17 protein-coding genes and 1 pseudogene are annotated in these 26,415 nt (G+C 72.5%); 10 read left to right on the top strand and 8 right to left on the bottom strand.

The features are described 5' to 3' along the window. Nucleotides 1–78: 78 nt before the first annotated feature. Nucleotides 79–528: pseudogene (locus tag ACZ5VD_RS17335) on the top strand (methyltransferase domain-containing protein); the annotation flags it as partial. 96 nt (nucleotides 529–624) lie between these two features. Continuing rightward, nucleotides 625–3,720 (top strand): beta-N-acetylglucosaminidase domain-containing protein, encoded by a 3,096-nt coding sequence (locus ACZ5VD_RS17340; protein ID WP_468682616.1) that lies wholly within the window; start codon nucleotides 625–627, stop codon nucleotides 3,718–3,720. Nucleotides 3,721–3,758: 38 nt separating this feature from the next. On the opposite strand, the gene ACZ5VD_RS17345 is transcribed toward ACZ5VD_RS17340, so the two are convergent. From ACZ5VD_RS17345 to ACZ5VD_RS17355, 3 genes are all read right to left on the bottom strand, one after another. Then, nucleotides 3,759–4,757: a hypothetical protein gene (locus ACZ5VD_RS17345; RefSeq protein WP_468682617.1), complete on the bottom strand. Its 999-nt coding sequence runs from the start codon at nucleotides 4,755–4,757 to the stop codon at nucleotides 3,759–3,761. Then, nucleotides 4,754–5,713: a hypothetical protein gene (locus tag ACZ5VD_RS17350; RefSeq protein WP_468682618.1), complete on the bottom strand. Its 960-nt coding sequence runs from the start codon at nucleotides 5,711–5,713 to the stop codon at nucleotides 4,754–4,756. The genes ACZ5VD_RS17345 and ACZ5VD_RS17350 overlap by 4 nt, the downstream gene beginning before the upstream one ends. A gap of 97 nt (nucleotides 5,714–5,810) precedes the next feature. After that, the gene (locus tag ACZ5VD_RS17355) at nucleotides 5,811–6,575 is read right to left on the bottom strand and encodes a sugar isomerase domain-containing protein (protein WP_468548179.1); all 765 of its coding nucleotides are present in this window, start codon (nucleotides 6,573–6,575) and stop codon (nucleotides 5,811–5,813) included. A gap of 122 nt (nucleotides 6,576–6,697) precedes the next feature. On the opposite strand from ACZ5VD_RS17355, the gene ACZ5VD_RS17360 reads away from it, so the two are divergent. The 6 genes from ACZ5VD_RS17360 to ACZ5VD_RS17385 all read left to right on the top strand — a co-directional run bounded on the left by ACZ5VD_RS17360 (nucleotide 6,698) and on the right by ACZ5VD_RS17385 (nucleotide 16,084). Then, a complete protein-coding gene (locus tag ACZ5VD_RS17360; protein ID WP_468548180.1) occupies nucleotides 6,698–7,585 on the top strand; it encodes a MurR/RpiR family transcriptional regulator in 888 nt (295 codons plus the stop codon). Nucleotides 7,586–7,726: 141 nt separating this feature from the next. After that, nucleotides 7,727–11,965: a glycoside hydrolase family 38 N-terminal domain-containing protein gene (locus ACZ5VD_RS17365; RefSeq protein WP_468682619.1), complete on the top strand. Its 4,239-nt coding sequence runs from the start codon at nucleotides 7,727–7,729 to the stop codon at nucleotides 11,963–11,965. 77 nt (nucleotides 11,966–12,042) lie between these two features. Beyond that, nucleotides 12,043–12,651, top strand: coding sequence for a peptidyl-prolyl cis-trans isomerase (locus tag ACZ5VD_RS17370; protein ID WP_468682686.1), 609 nt, complete (start codon nucleotides 12,043–12,045; stop codon nucleotides 12,649–12,651). Between the two features lie 153 nt (nucleotides 12,652–12,804). Then, entirely contained in the window at nucleotides 12,805–14,175 is a 1,371-nt protein-coding gene (locus tag ACZ5VD_RS17375) for an extracellular solute-binding protein (RefSeq protein ID WP_468548182.1), read from the top strand. A 2-nt stretch (nucleotides 14,176–14,177) separates the two neighbouring features. After that, the gene (locus tag ACZ5VD_RS17380; RefSeq protein WP_468548183.1) at nucleotides 14,178–15,209 is read left to right on the top strand and encodes a carbohydrate ABC transporter permease; all 1,032 of its coding nucleotides are present in this window, start codon (nucleotides 14,178–14,180) and stop codon (nucleotides 15,207–15,209) included. Then, complete coding sequence (locus ACZ5VD_RS17385) at nucleotides 15,206–16,084, top strand: carbohydrate ABC transporter permease (protein ID WP_468548184.1); 879 nt, start codon at nucleotides 15,206–15,208, stop codon at nucleotides 16,082–16,084. Before ACZ5VD_RS17380 ends, ACZ5VD_RS17385 begins: the two co-directional genes overlap by 4 nt. A 52-nt stretch (nucleotides 16,085–16,136) precedes the next feature. On the opposite strand, the gene ACZ5VD_RS17390 is transcribed toward ACZ5VD_RS17385, so the two are convergent. Continuing rightward, entirely contained in the window at nucleotides 16,137–18,413 is a 2,277-nt protein-coding gene (locus tag ACZ5VD_RS17390; RefSeq protein ID WP_468682620.1) for a glycoside hydrolase family 3 N-terminal domain-containing protein, read from the bottom strand. Beyond that, a complete protein-coding gene (locus tag ACZ5VD_RS17395) occupies nucleotides 18,410–19,429 on the bottom strand; it encodes an N-acetylglucosamine kinase (protein WP_468682621.1) in 1,020 nt (339 codons plus the stop codon). Before ACZ5VD_RS17395 ends, ACZ5VD_RS17390 begins: the two co-directional genes overlap by 4 nt. Nucleotides 19,430–19,437: 8 nt before the next feature. Here ACZ5VD_RS17395 and ACZ5VD_RS17400 point away from each other — a divergent pair, with 8 nt between their 5' ends. Next, nucleotides 19,438–20,751 carry a glycoside hydrolase 5 family protein gene (locus ACZ5VD_RS17400; protein WP_468682622.1) on the top strand — a complete coding sequence of 438 codons (1,314 nt, stop codon included), beginning with the start codon at nucleotides 19,438–19,440 and terminating at the stop codon, nucleotides 20,749–20,751. Between the two features lie 99 nt (nucleotides 20,752–20,850). Here ACZ5VD_RS17400 and ACZ5VD_RS17405 read toward each other — a convergent pair whose 3' ends face one another. Further along, on the bottom strand, nucleotides 20,851–22,317 hold the full coding sequence (locus ACZ5VD_RS17405; protein ID WP_468682687.1) for a glycoside hydrolase family 3 N-terminal domain-containing protein: 1,467 nt from the start codon (nucleotides 22,315–22,317) through the stop codon (nucleotides 20,851–20,853). A gap of 340 nt (nucleotides 22,318–22,657) precedes the next feature. Between ACZ5VD_RS17405 and ACZ5VD_RS17410 the strand changes: the two genes are divergently transcribed. Then, nucleotides 22,658–23,653 carry a lysylphosphatidylglycerol synthase transmembrane domain-containing protein gene (locus ACZ5VD_RS17410; RefSeq protein WP_468682688.1) on the top strand — a complete coding sequence of 332 codons (996 nt, stop codon included), beginning with the start codon at nucleotides 22,658–22,660 and terminating at the stop codon, nucleotides 23,651–23,653. A gap of 443 nt (nucleotides 23,654–24,096) precedes the next feature. On the opposite strand, the gene ACZ5VD_RS17415 is transcribed toward ACZ5VD_RS17410, so the two are convergent. Both ACZ5VD_RS17415 and ACZ5VD_RS17420 read right to left on the bottom strand, forming a co-directional pair. Beyond that, nucleotides 24,097–25,242, bottom strand: coding sequence for a winged helix DNA-binding domain-containing protein (locus ACZ5VD_RS17415; RefSeq protein WP_468682623.1), 1,146 nt, complete (start codon nucleotides 25,240–25,242; stop codon nucleotides 24,097–24,099). 67 nt (nucleotides 25,243–25,309) lie between these two features. Further along, complete coding sequence (locus tag ACZ5VD_RS17420; RefSeq protein ID WP_468548189.1) at nucleotides 25,310–26,371, bottom strand: glycoside hydrolase family 5 protein; 1,062 nt, start codon at nucleotides 26,369–26,371, stop codon at nucleotides 25,310–25,312. Between the last annotated feature and the right edge of the window lie 44 nt (nucleotides 26,372–26,415).

Here is a 26,415-nt window from a genome sequence, read left to right on the forward strand (position 1 = left end):
CGTCGGGAGGGGGCCGGGCTTTACACATGGACAAGCTATCGATAATCATTTTCATTTACCAGCCCGTTTGCCGGCCTCGAACTGCGGGCCGCGTACCGGGCGATCCGCCCCGGCGGCCACCTCCTCATCGAGGTCCCCGACCCCGACAGCCGCTACGCCCGTCTCCTGGGCCGCTGGTGGCTGCCCTGGCTCCAGCCGCAGCACCTGCATTTCGTCCCGGTCGAGAACCTGCGCCGCCGCCTCACGGACCTCGGCTTCACGGTCGTCGCCGAACAGCACGCCGAACCCCATGACCCCGTCGACCTCCTGGCCGCGGCCTGGCTTGCCCTGGACGCCGCGGCCCCCCGCGACCCCCCCTGGCTCCCCACCCCACCGACCGCCCTCCGACGCACCCTGCGCGCGGCCCTGTTGATCGCCGGTGTCCCGGCCTTCCTGCTGGGCACGGCCCTGGACCGCTTCGTGGTGAAGCCCCTGTCCGGGCGGCTGGGACTGTCCAACGCGTACCGGCTGGTGGCGCGGCGGGACTGAGGCCCTTCCGTCCCCCTCACACCATTGAATGATTGATTCAACATCTCTAACATCAGTCGGTGGATACATTCACCCACGGCCTCCCGAGGAGAACCCGTGCCTCCACCCACTCGTGTCCGACGCACCGCCCTCGCCCTGCTGATGGCGGTCGGACTCGCGACCCCGACGGGCCAGGCGTCGGCGGCGCCCCGCCCGACCGCACCGCAGGTCTGGCCGACCCCTCAGAGCATGCACACGGGACCCCACCGGCTCACCGTGCCCGACCGGGTCGTCGAGGTCGTCGGCCCCGGCACCGACCCGTCGGCCCGGCGGGTCGTCGAGGCCGTGCTGCGCGCCGCCGGAGCCGACCGGATCACCACCGTCGACGCCGGTGAGAAGCCTCCCCCGGCCGGGCTCACCGTCTATCTCGGCGGCCCCGGCGAGAACGGCGCCACCGGCAGGGCACTGCGGCGACTGGGCGCCGCCTCCCCGGCGGGCCTCGCCTCCGGCGGCTACGTCCTGGCATCGGGCCGCCACCACGGACGGTCCCTCCTCGCCCTGTCCGGCGTCGACCCCACCGGCACCTTCTACGCGGCCCAGACCCTGCGCCAACTGGTCGACGCCAACGGCGTGTTGCCCGAGGTCAGCATTCGTGACTGGCCCACCGCCGCCCTGCGCGGAGTCGTCGAGGGCTTCTACGGCACCCCCTGGACCCACGCCGAGCGACTGCGCCAACTCGACTTCTACGGACGCACGAAGCAGAACGTCTACGTCTACTCCCCCAAGGACGACGAGTATCTGCGCGCCCGCTGGCGCGACGCCTACCCGGCGGCCGAACTCGCCCGGTTGAAGGAGCTCGTCGACCGGGCCGCCGCCGACCACGTCCGCTTCACCTACGCCCTCTCCCCCGGCCTGTCGGTCTGCTACTCCTCCGAGGCCGACATCAAGGCCCTCACCACCAAGTTCGACTCGCTGTACGCGATCGGTGTCCGCTCCTTCGCGGTCCCACTGGACGACATCAGCTACACGAAGTGGAACTGCGCCGAGGACGAGAGGGAGTTCGGCACCGGGGGCGGTGCGGCCGGCGCCGCGCAGGCCCATCTGCTCAACCGGGTCTGGCAGGACTTCTCCGCCGAACACACCGACCTGAAGCCCCTGGAGATGGTCCCCACCGAGTACTCCGACCTCGCCGACTCCCCCTACAAGAAGGCGCTGCGGGAGCGGCTGGACCCGTCCGTCGTCGTGGAGTGGACCGGCGTCGGCGTGATCGCGCCGACCATCACCGCCGAGCAGGTCGCGCAGGCCCGTGAGCTGTACGGCCATCCGATCCTGGTCTGGGACAACTACCCGGTCAACGACTACGTCACCAGCCGTCTGCTGCTCGGCCCCTACACGGGCCGCGAGGCGGGCGTGGCGAGCGCCGCGACCGGAGTGACCGCCAACCCGATGGTCCAGGGCGAGGCGAGCCGGCTCGCACTGTTCACGTCGGCCGCCTATCTGTGGAACCCGGAGGCCTACGACCCACGGGCGGCCTTCCTCGCCTCCGTCCGCGACCTCGCCGCGTCGGGAACCGGCGCCGCCAAGTGGCTCCGCATCTTCGCCGAGAACAACCACTCCTCCTCGCTCGACCCCACCGAGTCCCCCACCCTCACCCGCCTGATCGCCGACTTCCGCACGGCCCACGAGCAGGACGGCGGCCTCGACCGCGCCGCCGCCCGGCTGTCGTCCTACTTCGCCGACATGGCCGCCACACCCGCCCGGTTGCGGGCCCGCCTGGACAACCCGGGGTTCCTCACCGAGACCGCCGCCTGGCTGGACAAGCTCGGCGCCTACGGCACCGCGGGCCGGACGGCCGTCGACCTGCTCCTCGCCGACGAGCGGGGCGACACCGACGCGGTCGCCACGTACTGGAACCGGCTCCGGGGTGAGCGCAAGGCGCTGGACGCCGTACCCGAGCAGGTCTCGCCCGGTGTCATGGACCAGTTCCTCTACACGACGATGCTGGAGAACGCCCCGGACCCCGGCGTCGACGCCGCCTTCTCCCCCGCCTCCGCGTCCCTGCAGCCGGGCGCCGCACGGACCGTGACGCTCACCCTGTCCGACGAGCGGTCCACAGCGGCCAGGACGGTCTCCTGGAAGCTGGACGTTCCCGAGGGCGTCACCGCCTCGCCGGCCGAGGGCACCGCGACCGTCCCCGCCGGGGGCAGCGCCTCGGCGACCGTCACGCTGACCGGGGAGACCGCGGGCGTGCACTCCGTGGTGGTCTCGGGCGACGGGATCCTCTCCCGTGCGATTCCGGTCCAGGTCACGGACACGGCAGGCACGTTCAAGGCGCTGACCGCCAACTTCAGCGGCTCCTCCGTCAGTTCCGTCGACCTCTCCACCGGGAAGCACACCGACATCGGTGTCGGCGCCAACCCGGGCGAGGTGGTCGTGAGCGCCGACGGACGGACCGCGTACGCCGCCAACCAGGGTGCGAACACGGTCAGCGTGATCGACGTGGCGAGCGGCAGGGTGACCGCCACGGTGGCCGTCGGCAAGGTCCCCGCCGGCCTGGCCCTCACACCGGACGGCGGCACGCTCTGGGTCGCCAACTACACGGACGGCACGGTCCAGCCCGTGGACACCGGCACCCTCACCGCGGGCCCGCCCGTCACGGTCGGTTCCGGGCCGGAGAACATGGCGATCACCCCCGACGGCAAGACCCTCTATGTGGCCGACATCCACGACAACACGGTCACGCCCGTCGACCTCGCCACCGGGAAGGCCGGGACCGCCGTCCCCGTGGGCCCACGCCCCTTCAACGTCGTGGCCGCGCCGGACGGGAGGACGGTGTACGTGTCCAACTCCGGCGGCTCGACGGTCACTCCGATCGACACCGCCACCAACGACACCGAACCGACCCTCCTGGTCACCGGCCAGGCCTACGGTCTCGCCCTCTCACCGGACGGGCGGACCCTGTGGGTCAGCCCCAGCGACGGCGACAGCGTCACCCCCGTCGACACGGTCACGGGCGCGCCGGGCAAGCGGATCACCGTCGGCAGGTCGGCGTTCGACGTCGGCCTGGACTGGAGCGGCGCCACGGCGTACGTCACGACAGCCGACGGGAACACGCTGGTGCCGGTCGACACCGCGACCGGCACCGCGAAGGCCGCCCTGAAGACCGGCGCCTATCCGCTGGCCGTCGCTCTCACGCCGGTGCCCGTGGAGTAACAGCGGTGGCCGCAGGGCCCCTTGACGGGAGACCGGCGCTATGCCGGTCTCCCGTCGACGCAGCCCACGTACGCGACCCCCCGGCTCCCACTCCTGAGGTCACGGATCCTCCACGCGTCACCGACGCGTACGAGGAAGATGACGGCGTCCTCCTTGTACGCGTCCCGGCACGGCGCCTGTTCATCGCCGGGCAGCCCGCTGGCGGGGTCCAGGGGGTTCACGTCGTAGGCCTCCCGGATGACCGCCGCCCGGTCGCCGGAGACCTGGACCTTGCGGGCGTCGACGTTCACTCGCAGAAGCTCCCTCTGCCGCGCCTGGGCCCGCAGGTTGGCCATGATGAAGCCGACCATGTAGGCGGGGCAGTCGTACGCGGACCGGACGACGTCGGACTCGGCGAGCGCATCGGTGAACTCCCGCTGGATGCCGGGGGCGTAGAGGTCGCACAGTGCCCGGGTCGAACTCGCGTGGCGGCGGCCGGAATCCAGCGACCCGACGGCGGTGAACCAGTCCTTGACCGTGCGGGCCACCGCGGTCTGTCGCGCCGACGGTTCGCCGACGCCCCATCGGTAGCAGCCGAAGAACTCCTGGATCACCTTCGGGGCCCTGCCGAGATCCTTGTTGAGGCAGGTGACCATCTCTCGCTGCCACGGGTTGCCCGGATCGCCCGGCACACTCAGACTGATCCTTCCGTCGCGCACGACCCCGAGTCCGTAGTCGTGCTGGGGGTCGCCGGGGAAGAGCGACTCGATGGCGACGTAGTTCCCGGCGCAGACCTTGGCCGTCACCGACGCCATCGACTCGGGGTCGTGCGACGCCAGTCCCCACGCCTGGGTGTGGATGACGTCGTCCGACGGGCAGGGCTTCTCGGGGAGGTCGGGCACCCGCGGTGTGTGCGGGGTGCTGTACCGCGCCGGTGAGCGCGCCGCGTCGTCGTGGACGGCCGGCTCCTCTCCGGTGCCCGAGGTGCAGCCGGACAGGACCGCCGTCACCGCGACGGCCGCCAGGAGGCCGCGCCGCCACCCCGCGCGAACGCTCACGACGCGTCCCTCTCGTCGGCCTCACGCCAGGACCCGACGTCGAAGACCCAGGTCTCAGCCGGGTTCTCGGGGATCGGTTCGCCACGAAGCCCCTTCTTGACGACGAAGGGCCTCAGCTCCTGGTCGGGACCGTTCGGGAGGTAGGAGAGCTCCAGGGTCCAGGTGCACCGGGAACGCGCGTCGACGTCGATCGCGAAGGTGGAGGGTTTCGCCCCGCTCCCCAGCACCTCACCCCCGTTCCGGCTGTACGGAACACTGCCTCCGTTGTCGACGTCCTCCACCATGAAGGTCGGACGGGTGACGGACAGGTCGACCGACAGCGGCGTGGGCACACTGCTCTCTCCTGACGGCAGGAGGAAGAGCGTGGTGTCGTCCGAGCGAACCGGGGTGCACTTCAGGTCCCGGACGGAGAAGTCGGTGACGTTGATCTGATCCTGGGTCTTCTGACTGCTCAGTTTCAGGAAGTACTGCACCCGCCCGCACCGCCGGCCGCAGTGTCCGGCCTCCAGGGGGCGGGCCTTGAGCGTCTTGGTCAGGTAGCCCACGTGACCGCCGCCCCGCAGCCGGTTCCGTTCGCCGCTCGTCAGGCGCCGGTCCAGCACGTAGTAGAGGGCACTGCCCTCCGACCAGTGCTCCACCATCGAGGCGTCGATGGGCGCCCGTTCGCGGTCGAGCTCTTCGTCGACCTTCTCCTGCTCGCGGGTGCGTCCCTCGGTGCCGAAGAGGTCCGCCTCGAAGGCGAAGACGGTGCCGGCCAGCAGCAGAACCACGCCTGTGACGACCTTGAGGGAGACCCAGACGGAGCGGTTCCCGCCCGCCGGGGGCAGCTCCCCGTACCGGGCCTGAAGGAAGGCCTCCGCCGCCCGCCCGACACGGCGACGCGACCGGGGAGAGGGGGGCGTGGGTGACGGCGGCGGATCGGGCGGGTCGCTCGGCGGGCTGTTGCTCTCACTCACCCCGTCATCCCAGCACGGGCCCGCCGGCGGGCCCGCCCGGATCCCGTGGGCTCACCCGATCAGGCGACGGCGGAGAGCTCCACGGGTGCCGGGAACCTCAGCTCGCGGTGCGCCGGATCCGCCCGGCGTACCGCTTCTCCAGTTCGAGGTTGCCCTCGAAGCCGCCGGGCACGTTGGCCGAGACGTACACCGGCGGTCGTTGCCCCGCGGCGAGCAGTACCGCGGACGCCTCCGCGACCGCCATCTGCACCAGCATCACCCCGGTCAGCGTGGACAGGGCACACACCGCGCCCCCGCCCGGCAGTTCCAGCAGCGCGTCGCCGCGCGGGGCCGCGTTGTCGAGGACGACATCGGCGAGGTCGACGAGCTTCTTGCCACTGGCGTGGCCGGCCGGGACGGCGTGGGTGTGGCTGAGGGAGGTGAGGGCCAGGATGCGGTGTCCCTGCTCCTTGGCGTGCAGGGCCATCTCGACGATGACGTTGTTGACACCGGAGTTGGAGACGATGACGAAGAGGTCCTGGGTGCGCGGGGCGGCCAGATCGTAGAGGCGCGTGGCCACCCCGGGTCGGCGTTCCAGGAGCGGGTCGTCGAGGACGGCCGGGTCGTCGCCTCCGTAGAGGACGAGGTCGGCGATGCTGAGCCGGTTGGTGGGCACCAACCCGCCCGCGCGGCCGGCGAGTTCGAGGACGAGTGCCTGGGAGTGGCCGGTGCCGAAGGCGTGGATGACGCCGTCGGTGCGGACGCACTCGGCGATCAGTTCGGCGGCTCGGGCCACGTCCTCGCGGGCGGACTCGGTGATGTGCTGGAGGACGCCCAGGCTCTCGCGCGCGAACCCCTGGGCGCTGACGGACTCGACGGACACGCGACACTCCCCACTACTGATGGATTGAACCACCCTATACGTCCCCAGCGGTGAATCAATAAATCATGAGCGGTCCTGGTATTCAATCCGCACCATGAACGGTGGCTGATACATTCTTTCCCATGCCCTCGACGGACGTCACCACACTGATCCGCACCGAGCTGCCCCGGCTGGCGGGCTCCCTGCGGAAGGTCGGCGAGCTGATCCTGGAGGATCCGGCCGCCGTCACCCACTGCTCGGCCGCCGAGCTGGGCCGCCGCACCGGCACCTCGCAGGCGACGGTGACGCGTTTCTGCCGGGCGATCGGCCTGGACTCCTACCAGCACCTGCTGATCGAGCTGGCGCAGGAGCGCGGCCGGGGCGAGGTGTCCGACTGGGGCACCGCGGAGATCGGTCCGGACATCTCCCCGGACGACGACCTGGAGCGGGTCGTGCAGGTCGTCGGCACCGCCGACCTGCGCGCGGTCCAGCAGACCATCGACCGGATCGACCTCGACGCGATCGAGCGCGCGGCCCAGGCCATGGCCCGCGCCCGGCGGATCGACGTGTACGGCGTCGGCGGCAGCGGCGCGGTCGCGCAGGAGACCGAGACCCGGCTGTTCCGCATCGGCTGTTCGGTACGCGGCTGGACCGAGGTGCACGGGGCGACCACCTCCGCCGCCCTGCTCACCCCGGCGGACGTCGCCATCGGCATCTCGCACTCGGGCGCCACCCGGGAGACCATCGAGCCGTTCGAGCTGGCCAAGGAGCGCGGCGCCACCACCGTGGCGATCACCTCCGACCCGCGCTCACCGCTCGCCAAGGCCGCCGACCTCCGTCTGATCTCCGCCACCTCGGAGACCAGCTTCCTGCACACCGGCAGCATCGGCGGCCGGCACTCGGTGCTCGTCCTCATCGACTGCCTCTACGTCCGGGTCGCCCAGCTCTCCTACCAGCGCGCGAGCGCCTCCCTGGCACTGACCGACCACATCACCCCGGGCCACACGGTGAAGGGCCGCCGCACGCGCTGACACCGGGACCGGCCGGGGCGGCACTCCTCGATCACGGCCGAAGATGCATGGATGAACCACCGAGGAAACACAAAGATGGTTGTTTGAACCACCTCCTCGGTGCCACGATGGGGCTCCGCCGAGCATTCTGGTAGGAGCCCCATGCGCGTGTCCTGTGTCGAGTCGACCGAGCTCTTCGTCGGAACCACCGAGCGGCCCCGCCAGGTGGTGGCCGTCGAGCTGAGCCACACTCCCGGCCGGACCGTCCGGCTCACCGTCGAGGGCCCCGGGGTCACCGGCCGGGCCGACGCCACGGTGGCCGACGACGGCACCCTGCGCGCCGAGATACCCGTGGTGGCCGAGGGCCTCGCCCCCGGCGAGCGCCGCGCGATCACCGTCACGGCCACCGACGGGGACCAACGCGACGAGCACACAGGCGAGTTCACGGTCGCCGAGCCGGGCTGGACGATGTTCATGGTGAGCCACTTCCACTACGACCCCGTCTGGTGGAACACCCAGGCCGCCTACACCGAGACCTGGGACGTCGCCGACGACCCCGCCCTCACCGGTCTGCCGGCCCGCACCTTCGACTCGCGCGGCCAGTCCGGGATGAGCCTGGTGCGGGCGCACTGCGATCTGGCCCGGCGCGACCCGGCGTACACCTTCGTGCTCGCGGAGGTCGACTACCTCAAGCCGTACTGGGACGCCTTCCCCGAGGAGCGCGCGTTCCTGCGCGAGCTGATCCGCACCGGCCGTGTCGAGATCATGGGCGGCACCTACAACGAGCCGAACACCAATCTCACCGGCGCCGAGGCGACCGTACGCAACGCGCTGTACGGCGACGGGTTCCAGCGCGGGATCATCGGGGCGTCCCCGGAGACCGCCTGGCAACTGGACGCGTTCGGGCACGATCCGCAGTTCCCGGGGCTGATGGCGGACGCCGGGGTCACGTCGAGTTCGTGGGCGCGGGGCCCCTTCCACCAGTGGGGGCCGACCCTCTCCGTCTTCGGCGAGGAGCCGCGGGACCCGAAGCGGATGCAGTTCCCGGCCGAGTTCAGCTGGATCGCCCCCTCCGGGCGCGGACTGCTGACCGCCTACATGGTCAACCACTACGGCGCCGGCTGGGCCATCGACAACGCGCCGACCCTGCCCGAGGCGGAGGCCGCCGCGCTCAAGCTGTTCAAGGGGCTCAAGCAGGTCGCGCTCACCCGCAACGTGCTGCTCCCGGTCGGCGGTGACTACGCGCCGCCGTGCCGCTGGGTGATGGGCATCCACCGCGACTGGAACGAGCGGTACGTCTGGCCGCGGTTCGTCAGCGCGATCCCCCGGGACTTCTTCGCCGCCGTCCGCGCGGAGCTGGAGGCCGAGGGCCGCAAGGCCTCCCCGCAGACCCGGGACATGAACCCGGTCTACACCGGCAAGGACGTCTCCTACATCGACACCAAGCAGGCCCAGCGGTACGGCGAGGCGCTCCTCGCCGACGCCGAGGCCTGGGCGACGCTCGCCACCCTCGTCACCGGACACCCCTATCCCGACGCCGCTCTCGACAAGGCCTGGCGGCAGCTGGTCTACGGCGCCCACCACGACGCCATCACCGGCTCCGAGTCCGACCAGGTCTACATCGACCTGCTCACCGGCTGGCGGGAGCTGTACGACCTCGCCGAGACCGTGCACACCGACGCGACCCGGGCCCTGGCCGACGCGGTGGCCCCGGGACCCGGCTCCGGCACCGATCTCGTCGTCTTCAACCCGGCCACCTGGCAGCGGCGGGACGTGCTCACGGTCGCCGACCCCGGACTCGTCCCCCTGGACGACGCCTCCGTACCGCTGCCCGCCGTGCGCGAGGACGACGGACAGCTCCGGATCGTCGTACCGGAGGTCCCCGGCATGGGCCTCAAGTCGCTCCCGCTCGCGCCCGGTTCGGTGCCCGGCTGGACCCCGGGCGAGGGAACGACGATCCGCAACGCGTTCTACGAGGTGACGGTCGACCCCGTCCGCGGCGGCGGCGTCAGCAGCCTGCGCACCCTGGCCGAAGGCGGCCGGGAACTGCTGCGACCCGGCGACATCGGCAACGAACTCGTCGTCCAGGAGGAGTACCCGAGGCACCCGCGCTTCGGCGAGGGCCCCTGGCATCTCACACCGACCGGTACGACCGCCGCCCGCAGCCGGGACGTGCCGGCCGACATCGATGTCGAGCACTCCCCCGCCGGATCCCGGATCACCGTCCGCGCCGACCTCGGGCTCTTCCGCTACACCCAGCGGCTGACCCTGTGGACCGGCGTCGACCGGCTCGACGTCTCCACCACGATCGACGGCTACGACGGCGCCGACCGGCTGATCCGGGTGCGCTGGCCGTCCGACGTGCGGGGCGGACTGCCCGTGCACGAGGTGGCGGACGCCGTCATCGGGCGCGGCTTCGGGTTCGTGGAGGTGGACAGCGAGCGGTTCCCGTGGACGCTCGACAACCCGGCCAACACCTGGTTCGGCCTGGGGTCCACCGCGCGGGTCGCGGTCCTGGACGACTCCGGCGACCTCCTCGGCCACCGTTCGATCGGGGTCGCCGAGCTGGTGTACACCGACTGGGAGGTCGCCGGTGAGCTGGGCACGCCCCTCGCCGCGGCCCTCGTCCGCGCGGGTGTCACCGCCACCTCGACCCTCGCGGGCGGCCCCCGCTACGGCGACCTGGAGGTCGACTCCAACCTCCCCGACATCCGGATCGCCGTCGGCGGCCCCGACCGCAACCAGGTGGTCGCCGAGGCGCTCGGCTGGGACCCGGCCGCCGGGCGGGAACTCGGACGGCAGCTGGCCGAGCGGGGCGTGGCCGCCGTGTGGGTCGCGCCGCGCGCCGGGCTGCGCGAGGAGTGGGTGCCCGGCGCCGACCTGCGCGACCTGGAGCGGCTGCCGCTGCTCGTGGTGGCGGGTGCCGGGCCCGAGGACGACGCCAAGGCGGTCGAGGCGCTCATCGCCGACCTGGACGACTTCACCGTCACGGCCACCGCGGCGGGCGGCGGCGAGGCGCTGCCGCCGGGCGACCACTGGGACGGGCGCGGCTTCGCCGTCCTCAACCGGGGCACCCCCGGCTGCGTGGTCACCACCTCCGGCGACCTGTACATGTCCCTGATGCGCTCCTGCACCGGCTGGCCCTCCGGTATCTGGGTGGATCCGCCGCGCCGCACGGCCCCCGACGGTTCCGCGTTCCAGTTGCAGCGCTGGTCGCACACCTTCGACTACGCCGTGGTGGCGGGCGAGGGCGACTGGCGGGAGCTGGAACTGCCCGCGCGCGGGCACGAGTTCAACCATCCGCTCAGCGCACGCCCGCGGACCGGGGACGGGACCGGACTGCTGCCCCGGAGCGCGTCGCTGCTCACCCTGGAGCCGGCCCGCGAGGTACTGCTCGACGCCCTCAAGCCCGCCGGCTCCGCGCTGGCCCGGGGCAGCGTGGCGGCGGCCGATCCGGGGCGCGGGGTCGTCGTGCGGATGCACGAGGTGAACGGGCGGCCGGTGCGGGCCCGGGTGCACGGGCCCTCGCCGTGGGCTCAGGGCACGCGTGCGGACGTACTGGAGCGGCCCGGGGAACGGCTGGCGCCGGACCGGGACGGGATCCTCGACGTCGGACTGACCGGCTTCGAGGTGGCCACCGTGCTGGCCACGCCGACGGCGGGCGCCGCTGCGGAGCCCGGCCCCGGTGTCGCCGCGCACGAGCCCGCCCAGCCGGTCCACACCCGGTACTGGCTCCACAACTCCGGGCCGGCCCCGCGCGGCAACCTTCCGGTGGCCGTCTACGTCTCGCCGACCGCGCTCACCGTCTCCGGCCCCGTCACCGCGACCGTCCGGGTGTCCTCGGAGCTGACCGACTCCGCGGCGTCGGGCACGGTCGCCTTCGAGGTGCCGGCCGGCTGGTCCGTCGAGCCCGCCGAGCTGCCGTACGCACTGGGCCCCGGCGGTTTCACCCTCGCGGAGGTCACGGTGACACCACCGGCGGACGCCGAGCCCGGCCGGCACCGGCTGGCGGCCCGGCTGTCGTACGGCGGGCAGACGTACGAGGACGTGGTGGCGCTCGACGTACCGGGAGGCCGGTCCGGTCCAAGCCTGGTGTCGACGCTGGGAGTCGACCGGATCACGGTACGCCGGGACGGACGCGTCCGGGTTCCGGTGATCCTGCGCAACACCACCCTCGGGCCGGTCGGCGGCCAGTTGTGGGCCGTGTCGTCCTGGGGCACCTGGGCCGGGGTCGGGCCGGGCGTCCAGGGGTTCACCGTGGCCGGCGGGGAGCAGCGGGAGGTCGTGATCGAGGTGGACGGCTCGGCGGTGGAGCCGGGGTCGTACTGGCTGATGGCGAAGGTCGGCTGGCACGGGTGCGTGGCCTACACGGAGGCCGTGGAGCTGGAGGTGACACCGTGAACCCGACGACCGGACACGCGCACGCACCGCACCCGCCCGCCCCGCCTCCGCACTCCCCCGCGGTCGCGCATGCCGCCGTGGTGGACGGCGAGCGGGTCTCCAAGGACCGGGTGGACGCCCTCCTGGAGGCCGTTCCGGCCCGTGACCGCGAGACTCGGCCCGAGGCGCTCGCCCGGGCCGAACGGCAGCGCAGGCGCTGGGCGACCCAGGTGGTGGTCACCGACGAACTGGCCCGCCGGGCCTGCGCGGACCGGGGCCTGAGGCCGCCCGCGGAGGTGTCGCCGGCGCAGGTGCTCGCGGTGGCCGAGACCGACGTGGCCGACCTGGGCAGCATCGTCGCGGCGGCGCTCGCCCACTCCCCGGCCGCCCGGGCCCTGCTGGCCCGCCTCGAACGCGAGCAGGACGTCCCCGAGGCGGCCGTACGGGACTACTACGAGCGCAACCGGGACCGCTTCCTCACCGCGGAGGCGCTCCGGCGCGGGGCCGAGCCCTTCCGCGGAGCGGCACAGGACGACTTCGTGCCGTACGAGGCTGTGCGCGCGGGCATCCTGCGCGAGCTGCGGCAGGCGGCGGGTCGGCGGGCCTTCTTCGACTGGCTGGACCGGGCGCGGGCGGGCGTGGAGTACACGCACGGGCACGAGCATCCGGGCGACCCCTCGCATCCGGATCACGAACACCGGCACTGATCTCCCACGGAACCTAAAAGCAACACGGCAACCCATTGACCTCCGATGAATTCTGGTCCACCTTTTCATCAATCGGAGTCGAACTTGGTTGATTGAACCAGCCACTCAGCCAGCCCCATCCCTGACTCGCCCGGTCGCAGAAGGGCCCACCACATGCGTACAACGAGACTGACCCGCACCCTGACCTGTATCGCCGCCCTGTCCCTCGCCGCCTCCGGCTGCGGCCTCTCCGGCGGCTCCTCCGGCGGCGACAGCACCGCCGGGGGCTGCGAGGTCGACCAGGGCAACGTGGGGTCCGGAAAGCTCTCCGGGGACGTCAAGGGCACCATCACCTTCCAGACGACCAACCTGAAGAAGGACTTCGGCGACTACTTCAACGGGGTCATCGACGCCTTCGAGAAGGCCCACCCCGGTGCCGAGGTCAAGTGGATCGACGACCCGGGCGACTCCACCTTCACCCAGCGCCTGGTCGCCGACGCGCAGGGCTGCACCCTGCCGGACGTGGTGAACATCAACGTCAACACGGCCGAGGCGCTCACCAAGAACGGCTACCTGCTGAACCTCGACACCAAGGCACCCGGCGCGGGAGATCCGTTCGTGCCCGCGCTGTGGAAGTCGAGCACCTACGCGGACGCCGACGGCAAACAGGTGCACAGCGTGCTGCCCTGGTACTCCGGCGGCATCGTGCAGACCTTCAACACCGACCTACTGAAGAAGGCGGGCCTGGACCCGGCCAAAGCTCCGACGACCGTCCTCGGACTGTTCGACGACGCCGAGAAGATCGCCAAGGCCTCCGACGGCGACTACTACGCCTTCCTCGCCAACCCGTCGCTGCGCATCCCCGCCGACTGGCAGCAGATGGGCATCAAGGTCCTCGCGGCCGACGGCAAGTCCTTCGCCTTCGCCGACGACCCGAAGACCGCCCAGTGGGTCGAGGGCATGAAGAAGCTCTACCAGGCCGGCGCGATGCCGAGGGACTCCCTCTCCTCCAACCAGGACCCGTCCACCGTCTACGGCCAGGGCAAGCTGGTCTACGGCTCCACCAACCCCAACTACCTGCGCTTCATCGACCAGAACAACCCGTCGATCTACGAGAAGACCGGCGTCGCCCGCTACATGCTGGACGCCCTCGGCCACACCGTGGGCGCCCCGCAGTACATCGGCACCGCCGCCACCAGCAAGAACGCGGCGACCGCGCTGGCCTTCGCCCAGTTCCTGACCAACGCGAAGAACCAGCTGGAGTGGGCGAAGGACCCGAACGTCGTCATCTTCCCGTCCACCACCGCCTCGTTGAACGACCCCTTCTTCCAGTCGGTCAAGGGCACCGACCCGTTCTCCGAGGCCCGCAAGATCGTCGCCAGTGACCGCAAGACCGCCACCGCCGACGAGATCGCCCTCACCCCGGGCGAGTTGAACGCCATCTCCGCCCAGATCCAGCTCGCCATGCAGGGCAAGAAGAGCGCCGAGGACGCCCTCAAGGAGGCTCAGTCCAAGGCCGACGAGCTGATCGCGCAGGGCAGTTGACGATGGCTCAGCACACCCTCGACCAGGCGCCCGTCCCCGCCTCCCCCGGGGCGGGCGCCCCGCGCCCCGGCACTTCCTCCGAGCAGCCGGGGCGGCTGCGCCGCGCCCTCCGCTCCGTGGTTCCTGGCCCGACCGCGGACGCGGGGGGCGCGGCCCTGTATCGCCGGTGGTGGCTGCCCTGGCTGTGGATGACCCCGGCGGTCATCGGCGCGACCGTCTTCGGGGTCTTCCCCTTCCTCAACACGATCCTGGTGTCCTTCACCGACGCCAAGCCGCTCGGCGGCGCATACAAGCTGGTCGGCCTGGACAACTACACCCGGATGTTCGGCGACTCCGACTTCTGGCTGGCGACCCGCAACAGCGTCCTGTACGCGGTGATCGTCGTGCCGCTGATGATCCTGCTGCCGCTGCTGCTGGCGATCCTGGTCGAGAAGAACGTCCCGGGCATCGGCTTCTTCCGGTCCGCCTTCTACACACCCGTCCTCGCCTCCAGCGTGGTCGTCGGACTGAGCTGGCAGTGGCTGCTGAGCGACCAGGGACTGGTCAACACCTGGCTGGAGAAGGGCCACATCGTCCAGGAGGCCATCCCCTTCCTGTCCGACTCGTGGCTGATCCTGCTGTCGGCGATGGGCCTGACCATCTGGAAGGGGCTCGGCTGGTACATGATCTTCTACCTGGCCGCGCTGGGGAACGTCCCGAAGGAACTCCACGAGGCGGCCGCCGTGGACGGCGCCGGCGCGGCCCGCCGCTTCTGGCACATCACCGTGCCCGGCGTACGCCAGTCGATGATGCTGGTCGGCACCCTGACCGGCATCGGCTCGCTGCGGGTCTTCACCGAGATCTACATGCTGGGCGGCTCCACCGGCGGCCCCGGCGGCGCCGACCGCACGCTCCCCTTCTACATCCGGGACGTCGGCCTCGACCCGCTCACCGGCAACGCCGGCTACGGCGCCGCGGTCAGCGTCGCCCTGTTCGCCCTGACCCTGGGCCTCACGCTGCTCGCCCAGCGGTTGACGAAGGAGGACGAGTCATGACCACGGCCGTGGACAAACCCCGGCGCCTCGTACCGCGCTGGCGGGACTACGGCCGCCCCCGCGAACTGGTCGTCCGCTACCTGCTGTTGGTCTTCGTCCTGTTCATCACGGTCGGCCCGCTGGTGTGGCAGCTGCTGTCGTCGCTCAAGGGCCCCACCGAGGACGTCTTCGGCTCCGGCGCCTCGCTGTTTCCGCACCACCCGACGCTGCGCGCCTACAAGGAGGTCTTCGCGCAGGTCCCGGTGTGGACGTACATCAGGAACAGCTTCCTCGTCGCGATGCTGTCCATCACCAGCCAGCTCGTCTTCTCCACCATGGCCGGCTACATGCTCTCCAAGCCCGGCTGGAAGGGCCGCAAGCTGGTCTGGATCGTGCTGATGGCGTCCATGATGTTCCCCTTCGAGTCGATCATGGTGTCGCTGTTCCTCAGCATCCGCGACCTCGGCCTGGTCGACCACCTGGCCGGCGTCTGGCTGCCCGGCTTCGTCGCCGCGATCAACGTCCTCATCATGCGGGCCGCGTTCCTCGCCGTGCCGCGCGAGATCGAGGACGCGGCGATGCTCGACGGGGCGGGCGAGTGGAAGCGGTTCCGGTACCTGTACCTGCCCTCCGCGTACGGCGCGATCCTGGTCGTCACCATCAACACCTTCATCAGCGCCTGGGACGACTTCCTGTGGCCGCTGATCGTGCTGCGCACGGAGGAGCAGTTCACGCTGACGCTGGGCCTGGCCCGGCTCCAGACCTCGTCGTTCGGCTACGACCAGCGGCTGGTGATGGCGGGTTCGGTGATCTCGGTGATCCCGGTGCTGGTGCTGTTCGTGATCACCCAGCGGTGGTTCTACAAGGGCGTGTCGTCGGGCGCGGTGAAGCTCTGACCTCGGCGGTGACGTCTCCTGCGACGTCCGCCGTGACGTCCGCCGTGCTGTCTCAGGGGACGCGCAGGATCGCCGGTACGGCGGTCAGCGCGTCCCCCGCCGACTGCGCGACCCGGATCTCCAGCGTGCCGGACCCCACGCCCGTCTCCAGGTCGGCGCCGACCTGCGCGAGTTGGTCGGCGCCGAGGGTGAAGGCGACGGTGCGGGACTCCCCGGCCGGAAGGTCGACGCCCCGGAAGGCGCGCAGTTCGAGCGTGCGCGGCCAGACCGGGGTCCGCAGCCGCCGGATGTAGAGCTGGACCACCGTACGGCCGTGCCGCGAGCCCGTGTTGGTCACCTCGACCTCGACGGTCGGCACCCTCGTGCGGCCGTCCGTGCGGCCGTCGGTGTGCTCGGCCAGCCTCGGTGGGCCGTACGCGAAGCTCGTGTACGCCAGCCCGTGCCCGAAGGGGTAGAGCGGCTCGGCGCTGTCGTCCACGTAGCCGCCGTACTCGATGTCCTTGTGGTTGTAGTACACGGGGAGTTGGGCCGCGGAGCGGGGCACGGAGACGGGGAGGCGGCCGGTCGGTTCGCGGTGTCCGAGCAGGACCTCGGCGAGGGCCTCGCCGCCCCACGGGCCCGGGTACCAGGCGGTGAGCAGCGCCGCCGCGGTGTCGGGTACGACATACGGGCGGCCCTGGATCAACACGACCACGGTGGGCGTACCCGTCGCGACGACGGCGTCCAGCAGGGCGTACTGCGCCTCCCCGAGCCGCAGTCCGGCGAGGTCGGCGCCCTCGCCGCAGGTCAGCTCGGAAACGGCGCCCCGTGCGGCCCCGTTGGCGGCGAAGTCGGTGTCCGGGGTGCGCGCGCTGCTGCCGCCCAGGGCGAGGACGGCCAGGTCGGAGGCGGCGGCCGCGGCCACCGCCGCGGGGATGCCGGAGAGGTCGCCGCCGGTGAGGGCACAGCCTCGGGCGTGCCGGATGTCGACGCCGGGCGGGGCGAGTCGCCGTAGCGCGTCGAGGAGGCCGGCACCCGTGCCGGGGCGCTGCGGGGCGGTGTAGTCGCCCGACTGGTGTGCCGCGGTGTCCGACTGGGGTCCCAGGACGGCGATACGGGAGACGCTCTCCGCGACGGGCAGCACACCGGCGTCGTTGCGGAGGAGGGTGACCGCGGCCCGGGCGAGTGCCGTGCTCACGTCCCTGCCGTGGGCCGGGAAGTCCGTTGCGGTGCCGGGCTGTTCGAAGAGGCCGAGCCGGAACTTGAGCCGCAGCACGCGGGCGACGGCGGTGTCGAGGGCCTGCTCCCCGACCAGCCCCAGCCCGACCGCCTCCTCCAGGTGGGTGAACCCCTCGTCCCAAAGGCTCAGATCCACACCGGAGTCGAGGGCGAGGGCGCCCGCGGAGACGGTGTCGCCGGTGACGCGGGCCAGCCGGTCCACGGCCAGGCCGTCGGCCATGACCAGCCCGTCGAAACCCCACCTCTCGCGCAACAGCCCGGTGAGCAGGGCCCGGTTGCCGCAGCAGGGCATCCCGTCGACCTCGTTGTACGCGGCCATGAGCGCGGCGACTCCGGCCCTGATCCCGGCCCGGACGGCGGGGAGGTGGATCTCGTGGAGTTCGCGGGGCCCGAGCTCCGACTCGGCGGAGTTGCGGCCTCCCACGGTGGCGCCCTGTCCGGCGAAGTGCTTGAGGACGACGGGCGCCTTGTCGGGGGCGAAGCGTTCGCCGGTGCCCTGCATGCCCCGCACCACCGCTTCGGTGAGCCGGGCCGCCAGGTACGGGTCCTCGCCGAAACACTCCTCGGTGCGCCCCCAGCGCGGGTCGCGCGCGATGTCGAGGGCCGAGACCAGGGCGACATGGCCGCCGCGGGCCCGCAGTTCGGCGGCTGCGTGGGCGGCGGCCGTCTCGTACAGCTCGGGGTCCCAGGTGGCACCGACGGCCAGGTTGACCGGGAGGACCGTGCCGTCGAGGGCCATGTGGCCGTGCGGCATCTCCTCGACGAAGAGCGCGGGGATGCCAAGCCGGCTCCGCTCCACGACCTGCCGCTGCACCAGGTCGGCCAGGGCCGCGCCGTCCTCGGCGCCGGGCCCGTCGGCGTGGTCGACGCCGGACCAGGCGTCGGCGCGCTGGAGCCCGTACAGGGCGCCCAGTCCGGCGAAGCGCTCGATCTCGGCGTACAGGGCGTCGGTGAGTTCGAAGCCGCCCCCGGGGACGCGACGGTAGGCGTCCCAGCCGTACATCCGCTGGTTGAGCTGGCCGGCCTTCTCGCGCAGGGTCATCCGGGAGAGCAGGTCGTGGACCCGGGCGTCGACGGGGGCGGTGGGGTCGCGGTAGACCGCGTCACTCATGCTCGGCCGCCTGTCGCGAGCCGGGCCAGGGCCACGGCACCCCGACAGCCGTCGGCGACCCAGTCGAGCGCCAGTCCGAGGGCGGCGAGGCGCTCGGCCAGCAGCGGTGTCAGGGGGCCGTCGGGACCGAGCAGCCCGCCGGTGGCGACGAGGGGTTCGCCCGGACTCGGGTTCAACGCCCTTACCGTCGCGGCCAGTTGATCGGCCGCCTCGTCGAGGATCGCCTGCGCGACCGGGTCCTTGTCGCGCGCCGCCGCGGACACCGACGGGGCCAGCCGGGAGAGCCGGATCGGAGCGTCGGCCATGACCGCCGGGAGGAGGTACATGCGGTACTCCTCGCGCAGCCGTCGGCTCCAGCCGGCACCGCTCTCGTCGTCGTCCGGCGGCAGCACGCCGTCCGGGAGCCCCAGCGCCCGGCCCACGGACCCGGCCAGGGCCGTCGCCGGTCCGCGCCCGTCCGCCATGCGCAACGCGGCCCGTACCGCCGTGCGCCCGATCCAGAAGCCGCTGCCGTCGTCACCGAGGAGCCAGCCGTCGCCGTCCACGGTGAGCGTGCCCCGGCGGTCGGCGATGCGCATCGCGACCGCGCCGGTGCCGGCCACCAGGGCGAGGCCGTCGGCGGGGGTGCCGGGCGCGGAGGCGAAGGCCGCCTCGATGTCGCTGCAGACGCGGACCGGGCCGGTCGGGACGCCCAGCCGGCGCAGGGCGGCGGCGAGGGCCGTCCGCGCGTTGACGTGTCCGGGCTCGTCCGGGGAGGCCGCGGTGGCCCCGGCGAAACCGCCGGACACGGCCACGACCCGGGCGCGCGCCTCCTCCGGCACGGCCCGGCCGACGGCCTCCACCAGATGGTCGGTGACCTGCGACAGCGGGACGGTCAGGGCGTTGCCCGGCCCCGAGGCGCCCTCGCCGAGGACACGTCCGTCCGCGGCGAGGGCGAGGACGGCCCGCGTGCGGGTGCCGCCCGCGTCGAGGCCGACGACCAGACTTCCCGGATTCCGGTTCAAATCATTGCTCATCACTGACTATGGTGGTTGATACATTCGCGCAGTACAAGAGCGACCGGCACAGAGAGCCGGCCCTGCACGAGCAGGCCGGACGAGAGCAGCTCACGAGCGGACCCGAGGAGGATCCCATCCGTACACTCCGCTTCGGCGTGAACTACACGCCCCGCCGCGGTTGGTTCCACTCCTGGCACGACTTCGATCCCGCGCACGCCCGCGAGGACCTGGACCAGATAGCCGGGCTCGGCCTCGACCACGTCCGTGTCTTCCACCTGTGGCCCCTCCTCCAGCCCAACCGCACGCTGCTGCGCACCGCCGCCGTGGACCAGCTGGCCCAGCTCGTCGACCTGGCCGGCGAGGCGGGCCTCGACGTCCTGGTGGACGGCGTCCAGGGCCATCTGTCCAGCTTCGACTTCTACCCGGAGTGGACCCGCGGCTGGCACCACCGCAACGTGTTCACGGACCCGGAGACCATCGAGGCACAGGCCGAACTGCTGCGCACGCTGGGCCGCGCCCTGGCCGGCCGCCCCCACCTCATCGGCCTCCAGCTGGGCAACGAGCTCAACAACCTGGTCGAGCACAACCCGGTGACGGCCGACGAGGTCGACCACTACCTGGACACCCTGCTGGCCGCCGCCCGCGAGGGAGTCCGCCCCGCTCACCTGGTCACGCACTCCGCGTACGACGCCGCCTGGTACGGCGACGACCATCCCTTCACCCCCGAGGCCTCGGCCCACAAGGGCGACCTGACGACCGTCCACCCCTGGGTGTTCTCCGGCGACTGCGCCCGCCGCTACGGCCCCCGCTCCCCGCAGGTGCGGCACCTCGCCGAGTACGGCACGGAACTCGCCACGGCGTACGCCCTCGACCCGGCGCGTCCCGTCTGGGTCCAGGAGACGGGCGCGCCCGAGCCGCACATCCCGGCCGCCGACGCACCGGACTTCGCCCGGGCGACCGTACGGAACGCGGCCGAGTGCGCGAACCTGTGGGGTGTGACGTGGTGGTGCTCCCACGACGTGGACCGTTCCCTCGCCGACTACCCGGAACTCGAATACACCCTGGGCCTGTTCGACTCGGCGGGCCGCCCGAAGCCGATCGCGAAGGCGTTCGCCGAGGCCGCCGCCGAGACCCACACGCCCCGCCCCCGCGAGACCGCCCTGGTCCTGGACTGCACGCCGGCCACCCGTTCCGTGTCCGGTCCGGGCGGCGCGTACTTCGAGGAATGGATGCGGCTGCGCACGGAGGGCGTCCGCCCGGCGGTGGTGCTGGCCGCGCGGGCCGAGGACGAGGGGTACCTGGCGGCGCGGGGTATCAAGGAGGTCCTGCGGCTCCCGTGAGGGACGCCCTGCGACAGCCCTACGCCCCCTGCGGCTGCCGCAGGGGGCGTAGGGCTGTCGTGGGACGGCGCGGGAGGCCACCGCGGGTGCCGTCCCGGCTCACGCCCCCGCCAGTGCCTCCGCGACCGCCCGCAGGTTCACCTTGCCGCGGCCGTACGAGCACAGGGCGTCGCCCTCCGGCAGGCCGGTGGCCACGCGGACCGCGTCCGGGCGCCGGGTCAGCAGGGTGTCGCGCAGGCGGGTCTGCCAGGGGTACAGCCCGGCGTCGCAGGTGGCGACGGCCAGCGGCAGGCCCCGGGCCATCCGCAGGATGCCGTCGACGAGGGCGTCCGGGTCCGCGGGCTCCCCGCTGACACAGGTGCCGGTGGCCGTGGGGTCGACGGCCCGCAGCGCGGTCAGCAGGTCCTCGCCGCCCCAGTTGAGCGCCGGATGCGGCGGCGGGAACAGGTCGACGACATGCGCGCCGCGCACGGGCGCCGGGCCGCCCCGGCCCGCCACCGCCCGCCGGGCCGCCTCCAGCCCGGCCGACGCGTCCCACCCGGCGACCTCGGCCGCGGGCGTCGCGTACCGCTCGGCGAGCCGACGCACCCGGCCCGCGGCCTCGCCGACCCGCTCCTCCGGCAGGCTCCCGCCGCGCAGCGCGCCCAGCACCGCGTCCCGGCAGCCCAGGGTGACCTCCAGATCCGGTACGGCGACGATGACCTGGTCCGCGCCCGCGGCGAGGGCGATCCGCGCCCCCGCCTCCTCGCCGTACCGGTCGGCTATCGCCTTCATCTCCAGCGCGTCGCTGACCAGGACCCCGTCGAATCCGATGTCGTGCCGGAGCAGGTCGCCCAGGATGCGGCGGCTGAGGGTCGCGGGGCGGTTGGCGTCCAGCGCCGGGAAGACGACATGCGCGCTCATCAGCATCGGCACACCGGCGGCGACGGCGGCCCGGAAGGGCGCGAGGTCGAGCGCCTCACGGGACCGCGGGTCCACGGCCGGTTCGTGGTGGCTGTCGGTGACGGTGCCGCCGTGCCCCGGGAAGTGCTTGGCGCACGACGCGACACCGCGCGCCTCGGTGGCGGCGATCCACGCGGCCAGATGCCGGGAGACCCGCTCCGGGTCGGTGCCGAAGGCGCGGGTCCGCACGATCGGGTTGTCCGGGAGGTGCTGGACGTCGGCGACGGGCGCGTAGGAGGCGGTGATGCCGAGGGTGGCCAGGTGCCCGGCGAGCGCGTCGGCGCAGCGGGCGGTCAGCGCGAGGTCGTCCGCGACACCGAGCGCGAAGGAGCCGGGGACCTCGGGGGCGCCCGCGGCCACCAGGTGACCGATACCGCCGCCCTCGTTGTCGATGCCCACCAGCAGGTCGGGCCGCAGGGCGCGCAGGGTGTCGGTGAGCCGGCGCACCTGTTCCGCGTCGCGCACGTTGCGGGTGAACAGGATGACCCCGCCGAGACCGCGGTCGACGAGGCGTTTCAGGGTGTCGGGGACGGTCGTCGTGCCGTCGAATCCGGCGACCAGACAGCGGTGGGCCGCCTCGTCCAGGTCGACGGGGAGCGCGGTGCCGGCGGTGCTGAGGGTCATGCCTTCGGTGGGGCTCACCCCTGAAATCCTCTGGCTCAGTCAGCCAAAAGTCAACATCCATTTGGTTTGGTGATTCACAACTGTTCCGGGCCGGGACTGAGACAGGCGTCCCATGGGCAAACTCACTTCCGACGGCCGCACGCCCACGCCTCGTCGGCTCCCGGTCACCACGGCGTCACACCGGACGGGAAAGACTCAGCGGTCCCCTCCTGCTCGCCCGCTCCACCGCTCTCCCGCTGTTCCGCTCCCCCCGCCCCTGCCTCGCCTCGGATCCGTCACGACCCGCACCGCACCGCCATCGCGCGGGCCATGACGTGGAAGGACGACGTGCGCCGTGTCCCTGCACCCGCTCCCGCTCGACGACTCCCCCGGAACACTCCCCGCCCCCGGCCGCTCCCCCGCCGCCGCGCGCCTCCTCCCCAAGGCGCTGAGCCTGCTCCCGCTCCTGCTGATCGCGGCCTGGGCGGCATTCGACTGGCACACCGTGTACGACGGCGCCACCCGGCTGGCTGCCGCCGACCCCTGGTGGCTGCTGACGGCGGTCTTCTTCACCTGCCTCGGCTGGGTGGCCGCCGCCTGCGTACGGCAGGGCGCTCTGCTCGACCGGCTGCCACCGGGGCTGCTGCTCGCCTCGCAGTTCGCCGCCGGCGCCGCCAACCACGTGCTCCCGGCGAGTGTCGGCGCCCACGCGGTCACCCTGCGCTTCCTGCTGGGCCGGGGCATCCCCCTCCCCCGGGCCGCCGCCTCCCTCGCCCTCTACGTCCTGGTCAGGCCGATCGCGAAGACGCTGGTCCTGCTCGGTTTCCTCGCCGCCTCGCCCGACCTGCTGCGACTGGTCCGGCTCACCCCCGACAAGGGCACGCTGCTGCTGGCCGCCGGCGCCGTGACCCTCGGTATCGCGGCACCGGCCCTGCTCGCCGCGGCCGTGCCCCCGCTGCGCCGCCCCGCCCTCACCTTCGTCCGCACCGCCCTGACCGACGCCCGGCTGCTGCACCGCCGCCCTGCCCGCGTCCTCGCCCTCTGGGGCGGAGCCGCCGCCACCCCGCTGCTCCAGGCCGCCGTGGTCGCCTCGGTCGGTGCCGCGCTGGGGCTGCCGCTGACCTGGACACAGGTCACGCTCGCGTTCCTCGCCGCCGGCGCGGTGGCCGGCGCCGTCCCCGCGCCGGGCGGCATCGGCCCCGTGGACGCGGCCCTGGTCTTCACCATGGCCGCGCTGGGCGCCCCACTGAGCCTGGCCACGGCCACCGTCATCGGCTACCGCGTGGTGACGATCTGGCTGCCACTGATCCCGGGCGCCCTGGTCCTCTCGGCACTCGTCCATCGCAAGGTGCTGTGAAGCACGCAAGGGCGTGATGGCGAAGGACCGTGATGGCGAAGGACCGTGATGGCGAAGCGCCGCGCATCGCGAAGGGCCGTGCACCACGAGGGGCCATGATGGCGAAGCGCCGTGCACCACGACGGGCCGTGCACCACGACGGGCGGTGATGGCGAGACGCCGCGCATCGCGAAGGGCCGTGCACCACGAGGGGCCATGATGGCGAAGCGCCGTGCACCACGACGGGCCGTGCACCACGACGGGCGGTGATGGCGAGACGCCGCGCATCGCGAAGGGCCGTGCACCACGAGGGGCCATGATGGCGAAGCGCCGTGCACCACGACGGGCCGTGATGGCGAAGCACCCGTGCACCGCTACGGGCCATGACGGCGAAGCGCCTGGCATCGCAACGCGCGCCGCGCATCGCAAGGAACCCCGCGTCCCGAAGCCCCGTGCGGCAGCGCCTAGCCCCCCGCCCCGAGGACCCGCACCTGCGCCGCGGGCAGCTTGGCCCACCAGTGGGCGTACCGGCTGTAGGCCCGCGGGTCCCGGGCGGCGAGCAACGCCGTCAGGGACCGCGCCTCCGCGGCGAGCCCGTCCCACGCCTCGTCCGGCAGTTCGTGGAACGCGGTCGCCTCGATGCCGCCCTCGGCCGGGCGCCACACCCCGGCGACCCGGCCGTCGACCCAGAGGGTCGGCAGCACATCGCCGTTGACGCGGATCACCAGGCGGCGGTAGTCCGGCGGAATGACCCGGCCGCGGTCGGCGTAGGCCAGCAGGACGCTGTCCCACATCGCCATCAGCCGGGGCGGGGCGGGCGTGTCCCCGGACGGGCGCGGGGCGCCGGGAAGGTCGAACAGCACCGTTCCCTCGGGGCCCTCCAACTGCTCGACGGCACCGTCGAGAGCCCGCAGCGCGGCCCGGACCGAAGCCCGCCGCACCAGGGCGAACTGCGCCACGTCCGCCACCGACGCGGGCCCGAACCCCGCCAGACAGCGCAGGACCAGGCTGCGCAGAGCTTCCGGGGACCCCTCCCGCCCCGCGGACACGCCCATCCCGGGCGCCGCGACGTACGACGGCGAGATGCCGTACGACCACGGCCCGCCGGTCGGGACGTGCAGCAGCGGCGCGTAGGCCCGCAGCCCCCACCACGCCCCCGCGCTCTTCTCGGCGCCGACCCGTTCCTCGACCCACGCCTCCAGCTCGGCTTTCGTCCGGGGCTCTCGGGCGAACTCCAGCAGCCCGGGCACCAGTTCACCGGCGTCCGCGGGAGTCAGCCCCGCCGCCGCGAAGCGCTGCCCGAGCCGGGAGGCGTACAGCGTCTCCTGCATCGCGTCCCGGAAGACCGGGTGGTCGTCGGCGTGGACCACGTGCAGGGTGATCCGCATCAGGGTCGCCTTGACCAGCTCGCGACCGGTGAACGCGCCGTCCAGGGCGGCCGGGTCGAAATCGGCGATCCGGTTCCAGAGCGCCACGTACGGCGAGGTGGCCTGCTGCGCCTGCAACGCGACCAGCCGGCGCACCGCGTCGCCGACGCCCAGCGGCTCCCGGCGCAGCAGCAGTTGGCGTTCGAGCGTGGCCCGGTTGAGTTCGCGGGCGGTGACCTTCACGACAGGCATTGTGCCGGTGACCCCCACATCGAGGGCGCGGGTGCGGGGGTCACCTCGGCCGGGCGGATCAGGGCTGCTTGACGGGCTTGCCGCGGCCCCAGGCCCAGGCGAGACGGTCGGCACCGGACTGGTTGGTGGTGGCCAGCCAGGGGCGGGCGGTGGTGCCGGTCAGGGTCTGCAGCGAGTAGCTGTCGTCGGTGCGCAGGCCCGGCCAGTACACGGAGCCCATCTTGAGCTCGCGGAAGGTGTCCGTGACGGCCTGGAGGTAGTTGACGTAGTTGTCGCCCGGGGTCGGCACGTTGTAGTTCAGACCGGTGGTCATCGGGGACCCGAACTCGTCCGCGACGGTCCGGCCCGCACAGTCGCCGATGCGCACCTTGAGGTCGGCCACCCACTGGTCGTAGGTCGCGTAGTCCTTCCAGAACCCGTAGTGGTGCAGCGACAGGTAGGTGCCCTTCAGCCGCGGGTCGGCGCAGACCGTGGTGACGTGGTCGTTGTAGCCGGCGCCGCTGACGAAGACCCGGTTGCGGGGCACCTGCCGGTAGGTGTTCAGCCACTTCGCGGCGATGTCGGCCCACTCGGTGTCGGTGTAGCCGTGCGGCTCGTTCATCGGCTCGAAGTAGACCCGCTTGTCGTTCTTGTAGGTCTTGACGACGGTGTTCCACATCGGCCAGTACGTGGCCTGGTTGTCGATGAAGCCGTCCTTCTGCGCGCCGGTGCCCTCCCAGTACGACACGATGACCTTGAAGCCCTGGTCCGACGCCGCGTCGACGACCGCGCGGTACGACTTCCAGTAACCGCCGTTCACCGTGTACGGGTTGATGGGCAGCCGCACGGTGTTCGCCCCGAGGTTCGCCCGGAACGCGGCGATGATCCGGGTCGCCTTGGCATAGGTCCTGGCGTAGTTGTCGGAGGTCGAGAGACCGGACAGCTGGAGGAGGTCGTCCGCGAAGTTGTCCCGCGGGTCGGCCCAGTTCACGCCCTTGAACTGGGTCGTGTCGGTGGCCCGCGGGGTGGCGGAGGCGGGGCTGCCGGCGAGGGTGGTGCCGCTGATCGCGGCGACGGCGACCGCGACGAAGGCGGTACGCAGCCGGGAGTGTGTGCGGCTTCGGGTGGGGGTCTTGCGCATCGACGTGCCCTTTCAGGATCACAGGATGTTTACGTGAACACGCT

The organism is Streptomyces sp. NPDC032822 (genome assembly GCF_055578825.1).